15 protein-coding genes are annotated in these 16,591 nt (G+C 46.1%); 8 read left to right on the plus strand and 7 right to left on the minus strand.

Annotated features, from left to right (window positions below; translation table 11 throughout):
- Positions 1–48: 48 nt before the first annotated feature.
- Together NIAKO_RS07385 and NIAKO_RS36475 are read right to left on the minus strand one after the other, a co-directional pair.
- The gene (locus NIAKO_RS07385) at positions 49–813 is read right to left on the minus strand and encodes a response regulator (protein ID WP_014217787.1); all 765 of its coding nucleotides are present in this window, start codon (positions 811–813) and stop codon (positions 49–51) included.
- Between the two features lie 2 nt (positions 814–815).
- Positions 816–2,597, minus strand: a complete 1,782-nt coding sequence (locus NIAKO_RS36475) for a sensor histidine kinase (RefSeq protein WP_165761339.1) — start codon at positions 2,595–2,597, stop codon at positions 816–818.
- Between the two features lie 302 nt (positions 2,598–2,899).
- Here NIAKO_RS36475 and NIAKO_RS07395 point away from each other — a divergent pair, with 302 nt between their 5' ends.
- The 8 genes from NIAKO_RS07395 (at position 2,900) to NIAKO_RS07430 (ending at position 9,377) form a co-directional block, all read left to right on the plus strand.
- Positions 2,900–3,184 carry a hypothetical protein gene (locus NIAKO_RS07395; protein WP_014217789.1) on the plus strand — a complete coding sequence of 95 codons (285 nt, stop codon included), beginning with the start codon at positions 2,900–2,902 and terminating at the stop codon, positions 3,182–3,184.
- A 145-nt stretch (positions 3,185–3,329) separates the two neighbouring features.
- Positions 3,330–3,593, plus strand: coding sequence for a hypothetical protein (locus NIAKO_RS07400; RefSeq protein WP_014217790.1), 264 nt, complete (start codon positions 3,330–3,332; stop codon positions 3,591–3,593).
- A 334-nt stretch (positions 3,594–3,927) separates the two neighbouring features.
- The gene (locus NIAKO_RS07405; protein ID WP_014217791.1) at positions 3,928–4,248 is read left to right on the plus strand and encodes an ArsR/SmtB family transcription factor; all 321 of its coding nucleotides are present in this window, start codon (positions 3,928–3,930) and stop codon (positions 4,246–4,248) included.
- A gap of 110 nt (positions 4,249–4,358) precedes the next feature.
- Entirely contained in the window at positions 4,359–5,579 is a 1,221-nt protein-coding gene (locus NIAKO_RS07410) for an MFS transporter (protein WP_014217792.1), read from the plus strand.
- 148 nt (positions 5,580–5,727) lie between these two features.
- A complete protein-coding gene (locus NIAKO_RS07415) occupies positions 5,728–6,651 on the plus strand; it encodes a DNRLRE domain-containing protein (RefSeq protein ID WP_014217793.1) in 924 nt (307 codons plus the stop codon).
- A 107-nt stretch (positions 6,652–6,758) separates the two neighbouring features.
- Positions 6,759–7,652, plus strand: a complete 894-nt coding sequence (locus NIAKO_RS07420; RefSeq protein WP_014217794.1) for an aldo/keto reductase — start codon at positions 6,759–6,761, stop codon at positions 7,650–7,652.
- A 212-nt stretch (positions 7,653–7,864) separates the two neighbouring features.
- On the plus strand, positions 7,865–8,521 hold the full coding sequence (locus NIAKO_RS07425; protein WP_014217795.1) for a protein-L-isoaspartate(D-aspartate) O-methyltransferase: 657 nt from the start codon (positions 7,865–7,867) through the stop codon (positions 8,519–8,521).
- A gap of 91 nt (positions 8,522–8,612) precedes the next feature.
- A complete protein-coding gene (locus NIAKO_RS07430; RefSeq protein WP_014217796.1) occupies positions 8,613–9,377 on the plus strand; it encodes a Rossmann-like and DUF2520 domain-containing protein in 765 nt (254 codons plus the stop codon).
- A 186-nt stretch (positions 9,378–9,563) separates the two neighbouring features.
- Here the strand turns inward: NIAKO_RS07430 and NIAKO_RS07435 are convergent, their stop codons facing one another.
- The 5 genes from NIAKO_RS07435 to NIAKO_RS07455 form a co-directional block, all read right to left on the minus strand.
- Positions 9,564–10,178 (minus strand): DinB family protein, encoded by a 615-nt coding sequence (locus NIAKO_RS07435; protein WP_014217797.1) that lies wholly within the window; start codon positions 10,176–10,178, stop codon positions 9,564–9,566.
- A 141-nt stretch (positions 10,179–10,319) separates the two neighbouring features.
- Positions 10,320–12,032, minus strand: a complete 1,713-nt coding sequence (locus NIAKO_RS07440) for a S8 family peptidase (protein WP_014217798.1) — start codon at positions 12,030–12,032, stop codon at positions 10,320–10,322.
- A gap of 260 nt (positions 12,033–12,292) precedes the next feature.
- A complete protein-coding gene (locus NIAKO_RS36480; RefSeq protein ID WP_014217799.1) occupies positions 12,293–13,789 on the minus strand; it encodes an OmpA family protein in 1,497 nt (498 codons plus the stop codon).
- Positions 13,790–13,974: 185 nt separating this feature from the next.
- Positions 13,975–15,498 carry an L-piperidine-6-carboxylate dehydrogenase gene (gene amaB, locus NIAKO_RS07450; protein ID WP_041348176.1) on the minus strand — a complete coding sequence of 508 codons (1,524 nt, stop codon included), beginning with the start codon at positions 15,496–15,498 and terminating at the stop codon, positions 13,975–13,977.
- A 442-nt stretch (positions 15,499–15,940) separates the two neighbouring features.
- Complete coding sequence (locus tag NIAKO_RS07455; protein ID WP_041346478.1) at positions 15,941–16,513, minus strand: hypothetical protein; 573 nt, start codon at positions 16,511–16,513, stop codon at positions 15,941–15,943.
- Positions 16,514–16,591: the final 78 nt, after the last annotated feature.

Raw genomic sequence — 16,591 nt, forward strand, 5'->3', positions numbered from 1 at the left:
GATTTGTATATAAACTCTGGTGATTGGTGTTTATTGTATGGGCAACGTTTACAGGTATCGAAAGCTTTTCAGAAAATCATCTTTATAATTTCTGCCAATAGGGATCTGGTGTGACCCGATAATGATCTCCTCTTCATTAAAACTGTCGATGTTCCTGATGTTTACAATAAAACCCCGGTGAACGCGCACCAGTGCAGGATGGTTGAATTTGTCTGCTATGTATTGCAGCGATACCCGTAAGGCGATCTTTTTATTGGTGGTGACCAGCTTGATATAATTGTTATCGCTTTCGGCAAACAACAGTTCATCGATGGAGAATTTATTGAACCGGTAATTGTGCTTTACAAAGAAGTAGTTATTGAAGAAAAGCAGGGTTTCTTTATTTACTTCTTCCTTCGTGGTATCAGTTGGCTGGGGATCGGTAGGTTTACCCGGAACGGCAAAATTATGAATGGCTATCTGGATGCTGGTATGCAGGCTGTCGTTATTGAACGGTTTGACCAGGTATGCCGATGGGTTTACCGCTTTGGCCCTGTTCACATATTCATTTTGCGAAAAGGCCGTAAGAAAAATAAGCGGCACTTCCTGGAGTTTTTTTAACGCGGCGGCGGTTTCAATGCCGTCTTTGGCGCCCTTGATGTTGATGTCCATCAGCACCAGGTCGGGTTTTTGATCGGTAAACAGGGTAATGGCGTCGTCGCTGCTGGCGGCAATGCCTACTACTTCGTACCCTTCTTTTTGTAATCGCATCGAGAGGTCCAATGCTACAATGGATTCATCCTCCACGATCATGATCCTTACTTTGTCATTCATGATTAGGCTGGTTTAACAGGAAATGTAAAAGTAAATATTGATCCGTTATCACAGGTCAATTGCATGGCGCCTTCCAGTTGCTGGGTGAGCGACAATATTAACTGCCGCCCAAAGGAGGTGGAATATTTCCAGGCCTTCTCCGTGAGCTCCCGGCCATTGTCGCCAATGGTCAGCTGCAGCTTATTGGCCTGTTCCTGTAATGAAATATGCAATGCAGGGTTGGCTACATTTTTATAAGCATACTTGAAGGCATTGGTCACCACTTCATTCAGAATTAGGCCTGCCGGGATGGCAACATCTGCTTCCAGTTCTTTTACTGCCACCTGTAATTGCAGGTTAAAATTATGGGCTTTGTAGCCGTAGGCATGCATCAGGTTTTCCGATAATTCGGCAATGAACTCCTGGATGTTTACCCGGCTGGTTGTTTTTGTTTGATACAACTTCTGGTGTATGAGGCTCATGGCTTCTATACGGTGCTGGCCTTCCATCAGCGCCTTCTGCGCCAGGGGATCATCGATCCTGGCGCTTTGCAGGTTCAGCAGGCTGCTCACGATCTGCAGGTTGTTCTTAACGCGGTGGTGCAGCTCTTTCATCAGGTAATTCAAATGTCCTTCCTGTTTTCTTATTTTTTTATTTTGCTCCCATACCCACCATAACAGGGCCAGGAAGACGGCACATGCTGTAAAAGAGCCGAACAATAATCTTTTGCGCAGCCGGTTCTGCTGGTCGAGGTCTTTTATGCGGGCGTCTTTTTTACCGGTTTCATACCGGGTGGCCAGTTCCTGGGCATGACCGCTGATGATCTCATCGTCGTGGATCTTTTTCAGCTCATCGTATTTTTCAAGAGCCGCTGATGCCGAATCAAAATGGTTCAGGCTGAACTCAAGCAACGACCGGTTGAGGTAATAGTTGATCAGGTTTTCTTTACCAGGCGCTGTATGAGTAATCAGGTGCTTCATGCTATCGAGGTACTTGGCGGCCAGGGCGTGGTGTTTGTCGCCATGCCGCATATCCAAACTGGCAATAACAGTATAAACCAGCCCCTTTGTAACCTGCGTTACATCGGCATCGTTCAGGTAAGGCTGCATATCGGCCACCGCCTGAAATGCTTTTGGGTATTGTTGCAATCCATTATATGAATTGATGATCTGCATGTACGACCGGACGATGATATCTTTAAAACCGGCCTTGCGGGCAAACTCAATGGTTTTGTTGTGGTAGATAAGGGCGCTGTCGTATTGGTTGAAGGAATTGAACGTGTTGCCGATGTTGGAGGAGGTAGTGGCCATGTCGTATACGTTGTGCGACAGGGTGGAATACGCCAGCGCTTTTTTATAGGCATCTACAGATTCAGCAAAGCGGTTGGAGTTCCGGTATACAAACCCCAGCTTTCTGTTTAAAGAGGCCAGCACATCGGGGGGTAATATGGTGCGTTCGCTCAGCTTCAAACCCTTTAACGCATACTCAAGGATCATGGCATCGTTATCTTTTATCAGGTACGCGGCGCTTTTGGCGGCATATGCCATTGCCCGCGCCGTATCGTTACCGCTGCTTTCAGCAATAACCTCGGCCTCGTTACTCAGTAACAGGGCGGTATCGGGGTTTTGTAAAAGAAAGATGGCAACGGCATCGGTAAGCAGCTTAACTTTTTGCACCGGAATAGCAGCCTTTTTGTAAGCCATCAGCAGGCTGTCGGTTTGTGTATGCCATTTCTGGGCTATGCAATAAGGGGATAGGAATACAATTAAAATAAACAGAACCAGGCTTTTACTACGGGCGATCATAAAATAAAAATAGTATAATTTCCTGGCTTGCATCGGATATGCCTTTATTAATATATGAAAGCAGGTTGCCGCTTCCGGCGCAATTGTCGCGGACCCGGATTCAAAAAAATGATCAGGCTCAATTCCATTACCTCGTAACGGGCTTATAATTTTCAATCTGAATGCCTTACGGTGTCCTGAAAAAGTACGGTTTCAATGATAAAAAAGACAACTGTTATACAGGATCAGATATAGTATACTTTCTTGATGCGCGTTCGTCCTATTATGCTTTAGTATGAAACATTATCAGGATTTTTGACATCATGGACAAAGATAATCGCTATAATGTTGCCCGTATTTTTATTGAAAAAGGAGAGATTAAAACGATTGAACAAATCTTTGATTACATTCCCAAGTCGGTGGTTAGCCGTGAGCTAAAGACCAACAATAACCGCTTTACCCGGCTTATCAACGAGCCCCTTGAATTTAAATTAATAGAATTATCGAAAATAGCCAGGGCCATAGGTGTTGAAACAAAGGTGCTGGTGAACCTGGCTTTAAAGGATGAGAACAAGCGAACAAGACCCGGTAAGAAGGCGGCCCGGTAACCAATTGGTACAGCGCTTTGACTATGCCGTTGTAAACAAAAAAGTACAGAATTGAACATATCTATATTCGTTTGGTACAATTAAACTACGAAAAGGTGATTTCGGCGATTTAATCACTATTTCTGTTTTATTTTGGATAATGAGTATGGATAAACGATATGAAAGCATCAGGTTCATGATCGAAACCGGACATATAACCGAATTCAGGCAAATCTTCAATTATATGCCCAAGAGTCCGTTAGGAAAACACCTTCATACCAATAATCCACGAATAACCCGCCTTACTACAGAAGTTGATGACCTTACCGTGCAGGAGATCGTTAGTATCAGTTCGTTTTTTGGCGTAGACTATATGAAAATTATTCACCTGGTGTTTACGCAATACCTGAAAGACAGAAAGATCAAATAAAAGATATTTTGTTAAGGCAACACGTAGTGTTGTTAAGGTTCTGCTTCATCCCATAGATTCCCGGTAACCCGGAGGGGAGAGGGCCACCCTGTGTATACATGGGTGGCTCTTTTTTATACCCCGCAGCCCCCTAAAGGGGGAGTGGTAGTGGTTCCGTTACAAGTTCCAAGTTCCAGGTTACTAGTTTCCGGTTCCCGGTAATCTGTTTCCGGTTACCGGGAAAACAGCCCCTCAAAATATTTATGAGTCTCAAATTTCAGCCCCGGTAACCGGCGACTGGTAAACGGCAACCAGCTTTTCTTTTATTTAACAAAAAATACATCGAAATATTTCGATGTATCTATTTATCTTTGTGGTGTTATTAAAGGAGGCAGGTATGGATAGTAAAAAATTTGAGAAGGTATCCCGGGCGCTGAGCGACCCGCACCGTTTGCGCATTCTGGAGAAATTCAGGAAGAAATGCGACGACACGTTGTATTGTTCAGAAATACATGATTTTCTGGACCTTGCCCAGCCATCTGTATCCCATCACTTAAAACAACTGGTGGAGGCCGAGCTGCTGATCCCTGAAAAAGAAGGCCGCAACCTCAAGTATAATTTAAACCAGGAAGTACTCAACGATTACATTGCCTTTCTTACCGCTTTTAAAGCGTAAAGAGTAAGTTTTCAGTAAGCAAACACACGAACCAAAGGGTCTGGCTGCATAACCATGCAGTACGGGAATCCTATTTTCTAATATATCGAAACATTTCAATAATTGAATCTATGAAGAAGTCGATCTACATTATGGCGTTGGGGGCATTCGGCATTATCACCACCGAATTTGGCATTATTGGTATTATGCCCGCCATTGCCAAACATTTTCAGGTGTCTATTGACACTGCCGGCTGGCTGCTAAGTGGTTTTGCGTTGACCATTGCGCTCACCGGGCCCTTTTCGGTGTTGCTAACATCTAAAATTAACCGAAAATGGATGATGTGTTTAGTGCTGTTAACCTTTGTGCTGTCTAATATATTATCGGCCATCTCGCCCAATTTCACGGTGCTGATGATAGCCCGGATCCTGCCCGCATTCCTGCACCCGGTGTTCTGGGCGGTGGCAACTGTAGCCGCCTCAAAACAGGTTGAACCAAAAGATGCGCCTAAGGCGGTGTCGGTAGTACTGGCGGGGCTAAGCGTAGCCACCGTATTGGGGGTGCCCATTACCACGTATGTAGCTGATTTAATTAACTGGCAGGCATCCTTTATAGTATCAGGCATTATTAACCTGATTGCCTTTGCGGCCCTGCTGGCCTTTGTACCATCCATGCCGGTAGTAGAAAAACAATCCGTAAAAAGCCAGCTGGTGATCCTGAAAAAAGGACAAATGTGGGTGAACCTGGTGGCTACTATGATTATGATTGCGGGCATCTTTGCCACCTATAGTTACCTGGCCGAATACCTGGGAAAGATCAGCCAGATGAATGGGAAAGAGATCAGTATGATGCTGTTGTTGTTTGGCGCCACCGGTATTGCCGGCAACTGGGTTACCGGACTGGCCTTGAGTAAGAATGTTTTGTTGACCACCCGCTTTTTCCTGTTGTCATTAATTGCAGTACATATGCTGGCTTATACATTCGGTGGCATATTTGTACCTATGACGGCCATAATCGGCATCTGGGGTTTTATTCATACCGGAGGGTTTTTGATTGGTCAAACCCGAAGTACATCCGAAGCGCCGGAAGCGCCCGAACTGGCTGCCAGTTTAATGGTGTCGTTTGGTAATGCCGGCGTAACGCTGGGAACCTTTTTGGGGGGATTGATCATAACCCGGTTTGGTATTCATGAAGTAATCTGGATAAGCATTGGGTTACTGGTAGTGGCGCTGGCGCTTACCTGGGTGTTTGTTGGCCAAAAGCCGGTAACAGTGCCGGTAGAAACGATGGAAAGGGAAAAGGCAATCAGAACGCTTGAGGCGGACCTTGTAGAGGAAGCTATGTTTGTGTAAAAATTATGTTTACACGGCTATAACCGTTTTCTGCACAGTTATCGGCTAAAACTGCACGTTTATTAAAAAGGTGTCATATGATTTGCAAATCAGCAATTTGTGTGTTTTCTTTGCATGTTAAAATTATAACATTAAAAGTTGAACGTATATGACCCTCAATCGCCTTGCATTAGCAGCCCTTGCACTTGTTCTTACCGTGGCAAGTTGTAAAAAAGATAATGATTTTGTAGAGAATAAAGTGCCTGTAGCCGATGCGGGTCCTTCTGCAACAGTTTCTACTACCGATTCGGCTGTGGTTACCGGAAAAGGTACCGATGCCGATGGAAACGTAGTAGCTTACCTGTGGAGCCAGGTTTCAGGCCCGGTTAATGCCAACATCGTGAATCCCGGATCTGCTGCCACTACCATCAAATTCAATACATCAGGTAGCTATGTGTTCCAGTTAATGGTAACCGATAACAAAGGCGCTACCGGTGTTGATACCATGACGATCGTTTATAATGGTCCCAAAACGCTGGTGCTGCAACCTAACAATAACGCAGGCGAATATCAACTGGTGAACTTGCTTGGTAATGATGCCTCCGGAATAGCTGGCAATTCTATTGACGCCGATGCCTGGACATCCGGTGGCGGCACGTATAACCTCAGAGGCATTTTGAAATTCGATCTGAGCAGCATCCCAGCCAGCGCAACTGTTAAAAGCGCAACTCTGTACCTGTATTCTGCGATCAATCCTGCTACAGGTAATATGGTAGATGCGAACTATGGCTCGGCTAATACTGCCTTACTGCAACAAATTACTGCACCCTGGACAACCAGTTCAATCAACTGGTTTAATCCACCTGCCGTAAATACAGGTACTCAAATTACCGTAGCACAGGCGCCTCAGGGTCAGTTGGATCTGGCACTCGATGTAAAAAGCCATGTTGCCACTATGGTAAGCAATAACGCCAACTATGGCTGGATGCTTAGATTACAAACTGAGAATTACTACAACAGCCGCATTTTTGTATCGAGCCGTAACCAGGCTTATCCCGACAAACACCCCAAACTGGTGGTTGTATATCAATAAAGAGGATATAAATTAAATAAAACGGGCAGATCCAATTAATGGGGCTGCCCGTTTGTTTTTTATTCATTTAATCCCGATTATTGTGTTTAAAGAAAACAGCTATCAGCATGGAAAAAATTTATCTCAGCGATTCGGGACCCAAAGTATCACCAGCTATTTATGGTTTTTACAGATGGAATGAAGTAACAGGCGATGCCGCCCAAACCATGGAAAAGATCGTTAACCTGTGTCTGGAACTGGGCATTAATACGTTCGATCATGCTGATATGTATGGCAATTACCAATGTGAAGAACTGTTTGGCAAGCTGATTAACCGCAAGTCGTTTAAACGGGAAGACATTGTATTGTTTTCTAAATGCGGGTTTGTTTCGCCCAATGCCGAAGAGCCTGAAGTACGTATTAAACATTACAACACGTCTGCCGCGCATATTCTTAAAAGCGTAGATAATTCACTGCGGAAATTACGAACAGATTATATAGATATTTTTCTGCTCAATCACCTCGACCCATTATCGAATGTGGAAGAAACCGCTCTGGCTTTACAACGCCTTAAAGAAAGTGGCAAAGTGAAGAACATCGGGGTGATGAATTTCACCGTGTTTCAACATCAGTTACTGGCTTCTTTATTACGCACGCCTATTGTTACCAATCATATTGAATTGAACCTGCTGAACACGTCGGCCCTTGACAATGGTCAGCTGGATTATATAAAACAGCGCTATATGCGTCCGCTGGCTTCAGCACCGCTGGCTGCAGGCCGTATTGCCAATGGCACCGATGCGCAGGCGGTGAAAGTGCGTTCTACCCTGGAAGTATTGGGTAAAAAATACAATGCTGATATAGAATCCCTTGCTGTTGCCTGGCTGGTTAAATTAGGCGCATTGCCATTAATAGGCACCATTAATGAGCAAAGGATCCGCAATATTGCCAATGCCTTTTCTATTGACCTCGATCACCAGGATTGGTATGAGTTGTATACTGCTTCCAGAGGGGAGCTGTAATAAGCTGGCAAACGGCAGAAGGCAGACGGCAGACAAAAAATACATAGCAGAAATTATTTAGTATAAAACGCTTAGCGCAGTATTGTGTTAAGCGTTTTTCTTTCTGCGTCAGCTCTCGGCTTAGCCGAGACCGTCTGCCTTGTCTTCCAGGTGACTTTCTTTCCACCACCACTGCCCCTCTTTAACCACAATTAAACTATCTTTGTACCGAAATGAGAACGTTTGAAGATACTTACCGGCATAAAGGATTGCGTAAACAACTCGTTGATCAATTAAAACAGAAAGGCATTACCGACGAACGGGTGCTGACAGCCATATTACAGATTCCCCGGCATTATTTCCTCGATTCAGCTTTAGACAGGGTCGCTTATGAAGACCGGGCTTTTCCTATTGCAGAAGGTCAAACCATTTCACAACCATATACGGTGGCCTATCAAACCCAGTTACTGGAAGTAAAGCCGTACGAAAAAGTGCTTGAAATTGGTACGGGTAGTGGATACCAGGCAATTGTACTGGGCGAAATGCAGGCCCAGGTGTATACTATTGAGCGGCAGAAAAAGTTGTATGAAGAACACCGCGGTTTTGTGTTGAGAAGCAAATATCCCAACATTAAATACTTTTATGGCGATGGGTATGAAGGCCTGCCCACGTACGCACCTTTTGACAAGGTGATTGTTACGGCGGCCGCCCCCTACATTCCACCTAAACTGATAGACCAGTTAAAACCAGGTGGCAAAATGGTAATACCGGTAGGCGAGGGCAACATTCAACGGATGTTACGCCTTACCAAACAACGCGATGGTAGTGTAACAGAAGAATTATTCGACAATTTTTCGTTTGTGCCAATGCTTGAAGGAAAGAACAGTTAAGAATATTGAATGTTCAATGTTGAATGTCGAAGTAAATCCACCAAATGAAAACAAGTAAAAACTAAATAACTTTAAATAAAAATAACTCAGCTTGCGAATAGTTATTATCGGTACAGGAAACGTGGCAACTATACTGGGAAAAAGGTTTTTGGCAGCAGACCATGAAATTGTGCAGGTTTGCGGAAGAAATCAATTGCATGCTGAAGAACTGGCCGATGCTTTGTCTGCCTCGTTCACCACCGGTCTGCAGCATGTGAACTCCAATGCCGATCTGTATGTGCTGGCTGTAAGCGACACCGCGGTGGCCGCTGTTGCCTCCCAGCTACAGCTGAATAATAAACTGGTGGTGCATACCGCCGGGGCGGTTTCAAAAAATGTGTTGAGCGCCTGCAGTAAGAACTATGGGGTGCTGTATCCGCTGCAAAGCCTCCGCAGCGAGTTGAATGAATTACCTGATATTCCATTTTTAGTAGATGGCAATACTGAAGATGACCTGGCCCTTATTACCGAGTTTGCCAGTTCCATCAGTAACCAGGTACAGCAGGCCGGTGATGAAGAACGGCTGAAACTGCATATAGCGGCTGTTATGGTAAGTAACTTCACCAATCATTTATATGCCCTTGCAAAAGCATACTGTTTGCAGGAGCATGTTGATTTCAATATGTTGTTACCGTTGATTACTTCAGTGGCCGAACGGCTGCATGATTACGAACCGGCGGCTGTGCAAACCGGCCCGGCTGTACGTAACGACGAAGCCACTATTCAAAAACACCTGGCGCTTTTACAACCGCATCCGGCTCTGCAATCCTTGTATTATATGTTTACGGAGAGCATTAAGAAGATGCATAAGCAATAAGGCAAAAGGCAATAAGGCAAAAGGCAAAAGGCAAAAGGCAAAAGGCAAAAGGCAAAAGGCAAAAGGCAAAAGGCAAATAATTTTTGGCGCCGCAAGTTAGTTATTAACCTCAACAGTTGCGCGAGCCCACTCACTACTGACTACTCACTACTGACTACTCACCACTGACTACTAACTGCTCACTACTCACGCCCTGTGTTGCTTCACCTTCGTTTTGGCTCCGGCTTTTTTCTTTTTCTTCTTAATGATCTTTGCCTTTACTTTTTCCTTCTCTTTTCTGGCAGGTTGATCGCCCAGGTATCTTTCGCGAATGATGCGTATGTGATGGGCAACATGGCCTGCACAAACAAAGGCCAGTCCGGCAACGCTGATCTGGTTGTTATTGGCCGACCCGGTTTGCAGTAACTGGTCATCATCGAGCGAATTCAGGAACAGTTCATTGGCCGTGCGCAGGGCTTTGAATTCTTCTACCAGCTCGTTCCATTTGCGTTTGGGGGCTTTGGCCGCTATGGCCCAGTTGTTCTCGTCAAAACCAGGCAGGAGCGCCGGGTCGTGACGGGCAAAGGTGAGTGCCCGGTAGATAAATACCCGCTCGGAATCAATGATGTGCTGCAGCAATTCCTTGATCGTCCATTTGCCTTCCGCATAGGCAAAGTTGATCTTTTTGTGTGGGATCTGTTTCAGGAGTTTTCTAAACCGGCGGGTGTTGTTGGCCAATGCCTCCTGCAAATTGTCTTCCTGCAGGGCATTGATATAGGTTTTGAAAAAATCAGGTACGGCAATGTCTTTTCTGGTCACCATACTTTCTATTTTTCTAAAAATAGGAAAAAGTTACCAGTTACCGGTTTCCGGTTGCCAGTTTCCCGGTAACCGGAAACAAAAAGGGTACACATGTTGGCAATATGCCTCTATGTGTACCCTGGTCTTATAATTTAGAAAAAATTATCCTTTCTTATTCTTCATAGTTGGCTTAGGCGACACTGTTTTAGGAGCCACCTTTTTACCTGTAGGATTAAGCGTAGCAGCCACCTTGGCAGCTTCGTAGGCATTGATAACGCCACCGCTTACGCACAGTTCGCTCATATTCACTACTTCGTCGGTACCTGGTTTGCTCACTTTAACGCCAGGGTTCTGGGCCGATTTCATGATGCAGTATTTCAACTGCTGCGGCGTGAGGTAAGGGAAATATTCCAGCAACAGGGCTGCGGTACCAACTACCACCGGGCAGGCCATGCTGGTACCCTGGGCAATGCCATAGGTATTGCCACCGGGAATGCTCGAGTAGATCTTAACGCCGGGTGCAAACACATCTACCTGTTTTTTACCATAGTTACTGAAGCTGGCTGTATAACCACCGGAATTGGGGTCGCCGCTGGCGCCTACCGTGATCCAGTTAGAAGCCTTTTTATGGGTATCCTTCATGACCGGGTTAGGGAAATTGTCGGCGGTATCAACGTTTTTGGCGTCGTTACCTGCTGCATGCACCAGTAATACGCCTTTGCTTTCAGCATATCTAACGGCATCTTCTATCCATTTTTTCTGGGGAGAAAAGTCTTTACCAAAGCTCATGTTCACCACTTTGGCGCCGTTATCGGCCGCATAGCGGATGGCCAGGGCAATATCTTTATCGTGCTCATCGCCATCAGGCACGGCACGGATCATCATAATACGTACGTTATCGGCAACGCCGTCCATTCCTTTACCATTGTTGCGCTCGGCGCCAATGATCCCGGCCACGTGGGTGCCATGGAAGGGGGTAGATGCCATTACATCGGCATTACCGTAGCTACGGTCGTTGATGTCCTGCTCATTATCGTGGGTAACGTTACCACGGTAATCTTCAGGCGCTTTTGTTTTTGCCTCTTCTTTTCTTTCTTCACCGCTAACAAACTCGTCAAAACCATCCAGGAACTCCTTGTTGGTGGTTTCCATCATCTGGTTGTTCTTGAAAAGGAACATCAGGGCGCCTTTGGCCGAACTCTGTTCGGGCGATTCGGTTTTAAAGGTATCCAGCTGGTTGCCGGTATAGGTGTCTTTACCCATGCCTGCACGAATAATGCTGTCGCTTTTTTGGGCGGTGGTTAAATATTTTCTCAGTCTAACCACATCGATCTGTTCATCGCCACCATCGCCTTCTACTTTTGATTTGGCTTTCAACCACATTTTGTACTGGTCTTTTTCATCCCGGCTCATTTTGGTGGTATCTACCTTTTGATCGGCGTATTTGCTTTTAAACATATGGTAAACGCGGGCGCCTTCATAAGAATCCTGTTTTACGTTCTTGCCATCTTTACCGCCTATAAAGTTCCAGCCGTGAATGTCATCCACATAGCCGTTTCCGTCATCGTCGATGCCATTACCGGGGATCTCTTTGGGGTTTACCCAAAGAATGTCTTTCAGGTCCTCATGCAGGGTATCGATGCCTGAATCGATGATCGCCACCAGCACGGTCTTCCCTTTCAGGTTCTTGGAGTGAATGAAATCATAGGCTTTATTTACGCTGATCCCATAATACCCATCCTTGGTGTTATCGAGCAGATGCCATCCATTCGGCACAGCGCCTGTTTTAAAGGTTTTCTCCTGCTGCGCAAAAGAAGTTTGTTCAGCAATCACAAAGGCAGTGAGTAATCCTGCTACTTTTACCAGTTTGTTCATTTACAAGTGTTTTTGTTCTTTACAGATTTACAGATGCGTAACGTAAGTTTATTAACGGTATATGGGGCTCAAATATCTGGTTTTTTACTAATTCTTAACATTTGAAGATTTCCCCGCCTTTACAAACGTTCATTGTTTATCAGCCACAAAATATAAAATTAAAAGCCACACATGTATGTTATTACATGAGTGGCTGGTAATTTGTTTTAATATTTTGTAAAGACCGGCCTTGCAAAAGCAATGTACCCGGTACCTTATGCTTATTGCTGCGACAGGTGCAATTCAACGCGGCGGTTGGCTGCTCTGCCTGCCGGCGTGCTGTTGTCATCAACCGGTTTTTCCTGGCCATAACCTTTCGCTTCTAACCGGTTGGCGTCAAGGCCTTTTTGAACCAGGTAGTTTTTAACGGCATCGGCACGTTTTTGCGATAAGATCAGGTTGGTGGCCGGTTTGCCCACGTTGTCCGTATGCCCTTCTATCAACAGTTTCAGGGTAGGATTTGTACGCAGGATAGCTACTACATTGTTCAGCGCGCTGTGCGACTCCAATGCGATCTTGTCGCTGCCGGTTATAAAGAATATTTTTTTAGCGGCATAGTTTACTTTTTCAACGATCTCTTTTTTGATCTCCGGACAACCTTTGTTGGCCACGGTACCCGCTACAGTGGGGCATTTGTCTTCTTTATCGTTCACGCCATCGCCATCGGTGTCGGGGATGGGGCAGCCGTTAAATTCCGCCGGGCCTGCTTTATCAGGACACAGATCCACTTCATCGTTCAGGCCATCGCCATCGGTATCGGGGATGGGGCAGCCATGGTATTTGAAGGTGCCCGGTACATCGGGACATTGGTCAACATCGTCCAGAACGGTATCGTTATCCCGGTCAAGGATGGGACAACCGCGGTCGCGCGCCAGCCCGGCCACATCGGGACATTTATCCACGGCATCAGCAACGCCATCGCCATCTTTATCGGGGCAACCGCCAGCTTTGGCCGAACCCGGTACGTCGGGGCAGGCATCTGCTTTATCGGGCACCCCGTCACCATCTTTATCGTTGGTTAATACTACTTTCTTGTTCAGCCAAAAACCAAGGGAAGCGCCAATGACATGGTTTTTAAAGGTGCCATTATAGGTGGCTTTATAAAAATTGCTCAAACCCTGGCTAATGAAACCGGTAAGCAGTACGTTGCCCAGTTCAAACCCCACCCGGGCATTCACCCCAAAATCGAATGTTTTTACCATCCCGGTATTTTTTCCTACCTGGATGTTTGATTCGTCCTGTTTAAAGTGCAGCGAGGTATCTCTTTTTTCCCAGCTCGATTTGCCACTATAAAAGAACGAGAGGTACGGGCCTGCGCTGATAAGGAAATTGCTTTTCTTACCCATACGCAGTTTAACCGCTATGTTCAGCGGCATATCAATATAGTTTGTGTAGAAATTATTGCTGTAATACAGGGTGTCGGTCTTTGCTGAGCTGGTATCGTAATAACGGGCAAATTTTCTACCCTTGTTTGAAAAAATAAGCCCGGGTTGAAAAAAGAATTTATTCGTATAACCCAGGGGAATTTCGCCGATAATACCCAGGTGCAGCCCGCTTCTTTTGGTATAAAAGGGCTCGGTGGTTTTGTTCCATTCCGGTAGATAGTTCGTTTCTTTTACTGAGGAAGACTGTGGACCGCCTATAATTCCCAACCGCATTTGGGCATTGGCAGAGTACAGGGTCGATGTCAATAACAGCAGTGCGTAAAGTTTCTTCATACCGGTTCAGCTTGAAAGACAGGTAGTAACGTTTCAAATAGCGGGAATATTGTCTGAACTGGGGTGGTTGGGATGATTGGGATGGCTGGGATAAGGGGAAAGATGTATATGAAGACCTGTCAGGTGCACATTGTGATCTTGCGAAATCAGCATGTGCAAGTGCACCTGACAGGTCTTACTTCAAATTAAACATGAAACTTGATTCCCTGGGCCAAGGGTAATTGTGTAGAATAATTTATCGTATTTGTTTGGCGGCGCATATACGCTTTCCAGGCGTCGCTGCCGCTTTCGCGGCCGCCGCCGGTTTCTTTTTCGCCACCGAAGGCGCCCCCGATCTCGGCCCCGGACGTACCGATGTTTACGTTGGCAATACCGCAATCGCTGCCGTTAGCCGACAGGAATTGCTCCGCCTCCCGCAGGTTCAGCGTCATAATGCTCGATGATAACCCCTGTGGCACCCCGTTTTGAATAGCTATCGCCTCATCGATGGTGTTATATTTCATCAAATACAGGATGGGCGCAAAGGTTTCCTGCTGTACAATGTTGAAATGTGGCTCTACCTCGGCAATACAGGGTTTTACGTAGCAACCGCTTTCATAGCCTTTTCCTTCCAGTACCCCGCCTTCCACAATAAAACTTCCACCTTCTTTTTTGCAGGCATCCAGCGCCTTCTGGTAACCTACCACGGCGTCTTTGTCTATCAACGGACCTACGTGGTTGTTCTCATCCAGCGGGTCGCCTATGCTGAGTTGTTTATAGGCCGCCACCAGTTTGGTTTTTATAGAATCGTATACCGTTTCGTGAATGATTAACCGCCGCGTGGTGGTGCAACGCTGACCTGCGGTACCTACCGCGCCAAAAACCGAACCTCGGATGGCAATATCCAGATCGGCATGCTGGGAGATAATGATGGCATTGTTGCCGCCCAGCTCCAGCAGGGCGCGGCCCAACCTGGCGCCTACGGTAGCGCCCACGGCTTTACCCATACGGGTTGAACCGGTGGCCGAAACCAGCGGAACGCGCGTATCGGCACTCATCCATTCACCTACGGCACGGCCGCCAATTACCAGCCCGTTTACGCCATCGGGCACATTGTTGCGTTTTAACACGTCGGCAATAACATTATGACAGGCCAGGGCGCACAGCGGCGTTTTTTCCGAAGGTTTCCAAATGCACACATTGCCGCAGATCCAGGCCAGCATGCTGTTCCAGCTCCAAACCGCAACGGGGAAATTAAAGGCGGAAATAATGCCCACAATGCCTAATGGATGCCATTGTTCGTACATGCGGTGGGCGGGACGTTCGCTGTGCATGCTGAGGCCATACAACTGGCGGGAGAGGCCAACCGCAAAATCACAGATGTCGATCATTTCCTGCACTTCGCCATACCCTTCCTGCAGGCTTTTACCCATTTCGTACGACACCAGTTTGCCCAGCGCTTCTTTATTGGCCCGCAATGCTTCGCCAACCTGGCGAACAATTTCACCCCGTTTGGGCGCCGGCCAGGTACGCCATTCCAGAAAGGCGCTCTGGGCTTTGGCTATAACGGTTTCATAATCGTTTTTATCGGCAGCCTGTACCGTGGCGATCAGTTTACCATCAACGGGTGAGTGGGAGGCAATTTGTTCGCCATGGGCAGGCAGGGAACCTATACCGGTTGATACGCCCGAGTTTTGTTCCCTGATTTTTAAGGCAGCAAGAAAATCCATGTAGTTCGTTTTGTCAAATGTAAGGGAATTGGGAGAAAGCAAGCGGGAGTCGTTAATGATCAATGTTGTACAGGGAATTGCTGCGTTGGCAGAAACGTGCATGTTGATAGGATTGACGGAGTTGACAAGTTAATAGGTTAACAGGTTAACAGGTTAACAGGTTAACGCGTTGACAAGTTGACGAGGATTAAAGTGAGGCGTTTGAGGTAACAAGTGGGAGGTTGATAGCGTTGATAAAGTTGATAGGGTTGATAAAGGGAAGAAAGAAATTAAAAATGAGAAATGTGAAATGAAAAATGAGAAAGGGAATGGGAAATGTTGAATATCGAATGTTGAATGTAGAATGTTGAAGTGAGGAAACGGGTTAAAGGAAGGGATTATTACTTCGTCGCGAGCCCTTTCACGTTTCACGTTTGCCGTTTCACGATTGCCGATTGCCGATTCACGATCCTCCAGGCGCTTCGTTATGATGTTTAACCAGCTGATGATGGCAGTATTCGTTGAACTCATCTTCATCGGCGTCGTCATCTTCATCGTCTTCCACTTCGCGTTGCAGAATGTGGTTATTGGAGAAGTCGAGGGTAATTAAGCCATCTCTCAAAACAATATTGCTGAACTGGGTCCAGAGATATCTTTTTTTGAACAGGGTGTTGATGACGACTTCATTATCGGAGAACCCGATCTCGGTAGCATATTTTGCCTGGTATTCGAGCAGGGCCAGCATTACAAAAACAAACAACAACCAGGAGAAGTAGGGCATTTTCATCCATACCAGTCCGGCAATAAGCAGGGCGCGGCTGTAATATACTTTTCGTTTTTTAGCCTGCTGGGTGAGGTTGAAAACAACAAAGCCCAGTACGGCCACAGCACCTAGCAGGTACGCCAGGCTAACATTGGGGCTCCGCAATAATTCAAGCGTAAAACAAACTATTGAAAAAATACTGAGCAACAGCCCCAGTATATCAATATACCGGTTATTTTGATTTTTAAGGGTAACAACGTATTGATAGACCATGGTTGATAGGTTGACCAGTTGACTGGTTAACACGTTAACTGGTTGATAAGGGAGCATCGCCGCGATGGCTTATAGCTT

Source organism: Niastella koreensis GR20-10 (assembly GCF_000246855.1).
Taxonomy (GTDB): Bacteria; Bacteroidota; Bacteroidia; order Chitinophagales; family Chitinophagaceae; genus Niastella; species Niastella koreensis.

Coding starts and splice junctions, on each gene's coding strand:
- NIAKO_RS07385 (WP_014217787.1), bottom strand. CDS start 813: ATGAATGACAAAGTAAGGATCATGATCGTGGAGGATGAATCCATTGTA.
- NIAKO_RS36475 (WP_165761339.1), bottom strand. CDS start 2,597: ATGATCGCCCGTAGTAAAAGCCTGGTTCTGTTTATTTTAATTGTATTC.
- NIAKO_RS07395 (WP_014217789.1), top strand. CDS start 2,900: ATGGACAAAGATAATCGCTATAATGTTGCCCGTATTTTTATTGAAAAA.
- NIAKO_RS07400 (WP_014217790.1), top strand. CDS start 3,330: ATGGATAAACGATATGAAAGCATCAGGTTCATGATCGAAACCGGACAT.
- NIAKO_RS07405 (WP_014217791.1), top strand. CDS start 3,928: ATGTATCTATTTATCTTTGTGGTGTTATTAAAGGAGGCAGGTATGGAT.
- NIAKO_RS07410 (WP_014217792.1), top strand. CDS start 4,359: ATGAAGAAGTCGATCTACATTATGGCGTTGGGGGCATTCGGCATTATC.
- NIAKO_RS07415 (WP_014217793.1), top strand. CDS start 5,728: ATGACCCTCAATCGCCTTGCATTAGCAGCCCTTGCACTTGTTCTTACC.
- NIAKO_RS07420 (WP_014217794.1), top strand. CDS start 6,759: ATGGAAAAAATTTATCTCAGCGATTCGGGACCCAAAGTATCACCAGCT.
- NIAKO_RS07425 (WP_014217795.1), top strand. CDS start 7,865: ATGAGAACGTTTGAAGATACTTACCGGCATAAAGGATTGCGTAAACAA.
- NIAKO_RS07435 (WP_014217797.1), bottom strand. CDS start 10,178: ATGGTGACCAGAAAAGACATTGCCGTACCTGATTTTTTCAAAACCTAT.
- NIAKO_RS07440 (WP_014217798.1), bottom strand. CDS start 12,032: ATGAACAAACTGGTAAAAGTAGCAGGATTACTCACTGCCTTTGTGATT.
- NIAKO_RS36480 (WP_014217799.1), bottom strand. CDS start 13,789: ATGAAGAAACTTTACGCACTGCTGTTATTGACATCGACCCTGTACTCT.
- amaB (WP_041348176.1), bottom strand. CDS start 15,498: ATGGATTTTCTTGCTGCCTTAAAAATCAGGGAACAAAACTCGGGCGTA.
- NIAKO_RS07455 (WP_041346478.1), bottom strand. CDS start 16,513: ATGGTCTATCAATACGTTGTTACCCTTAAAAATCAAAATAACCGGTAT.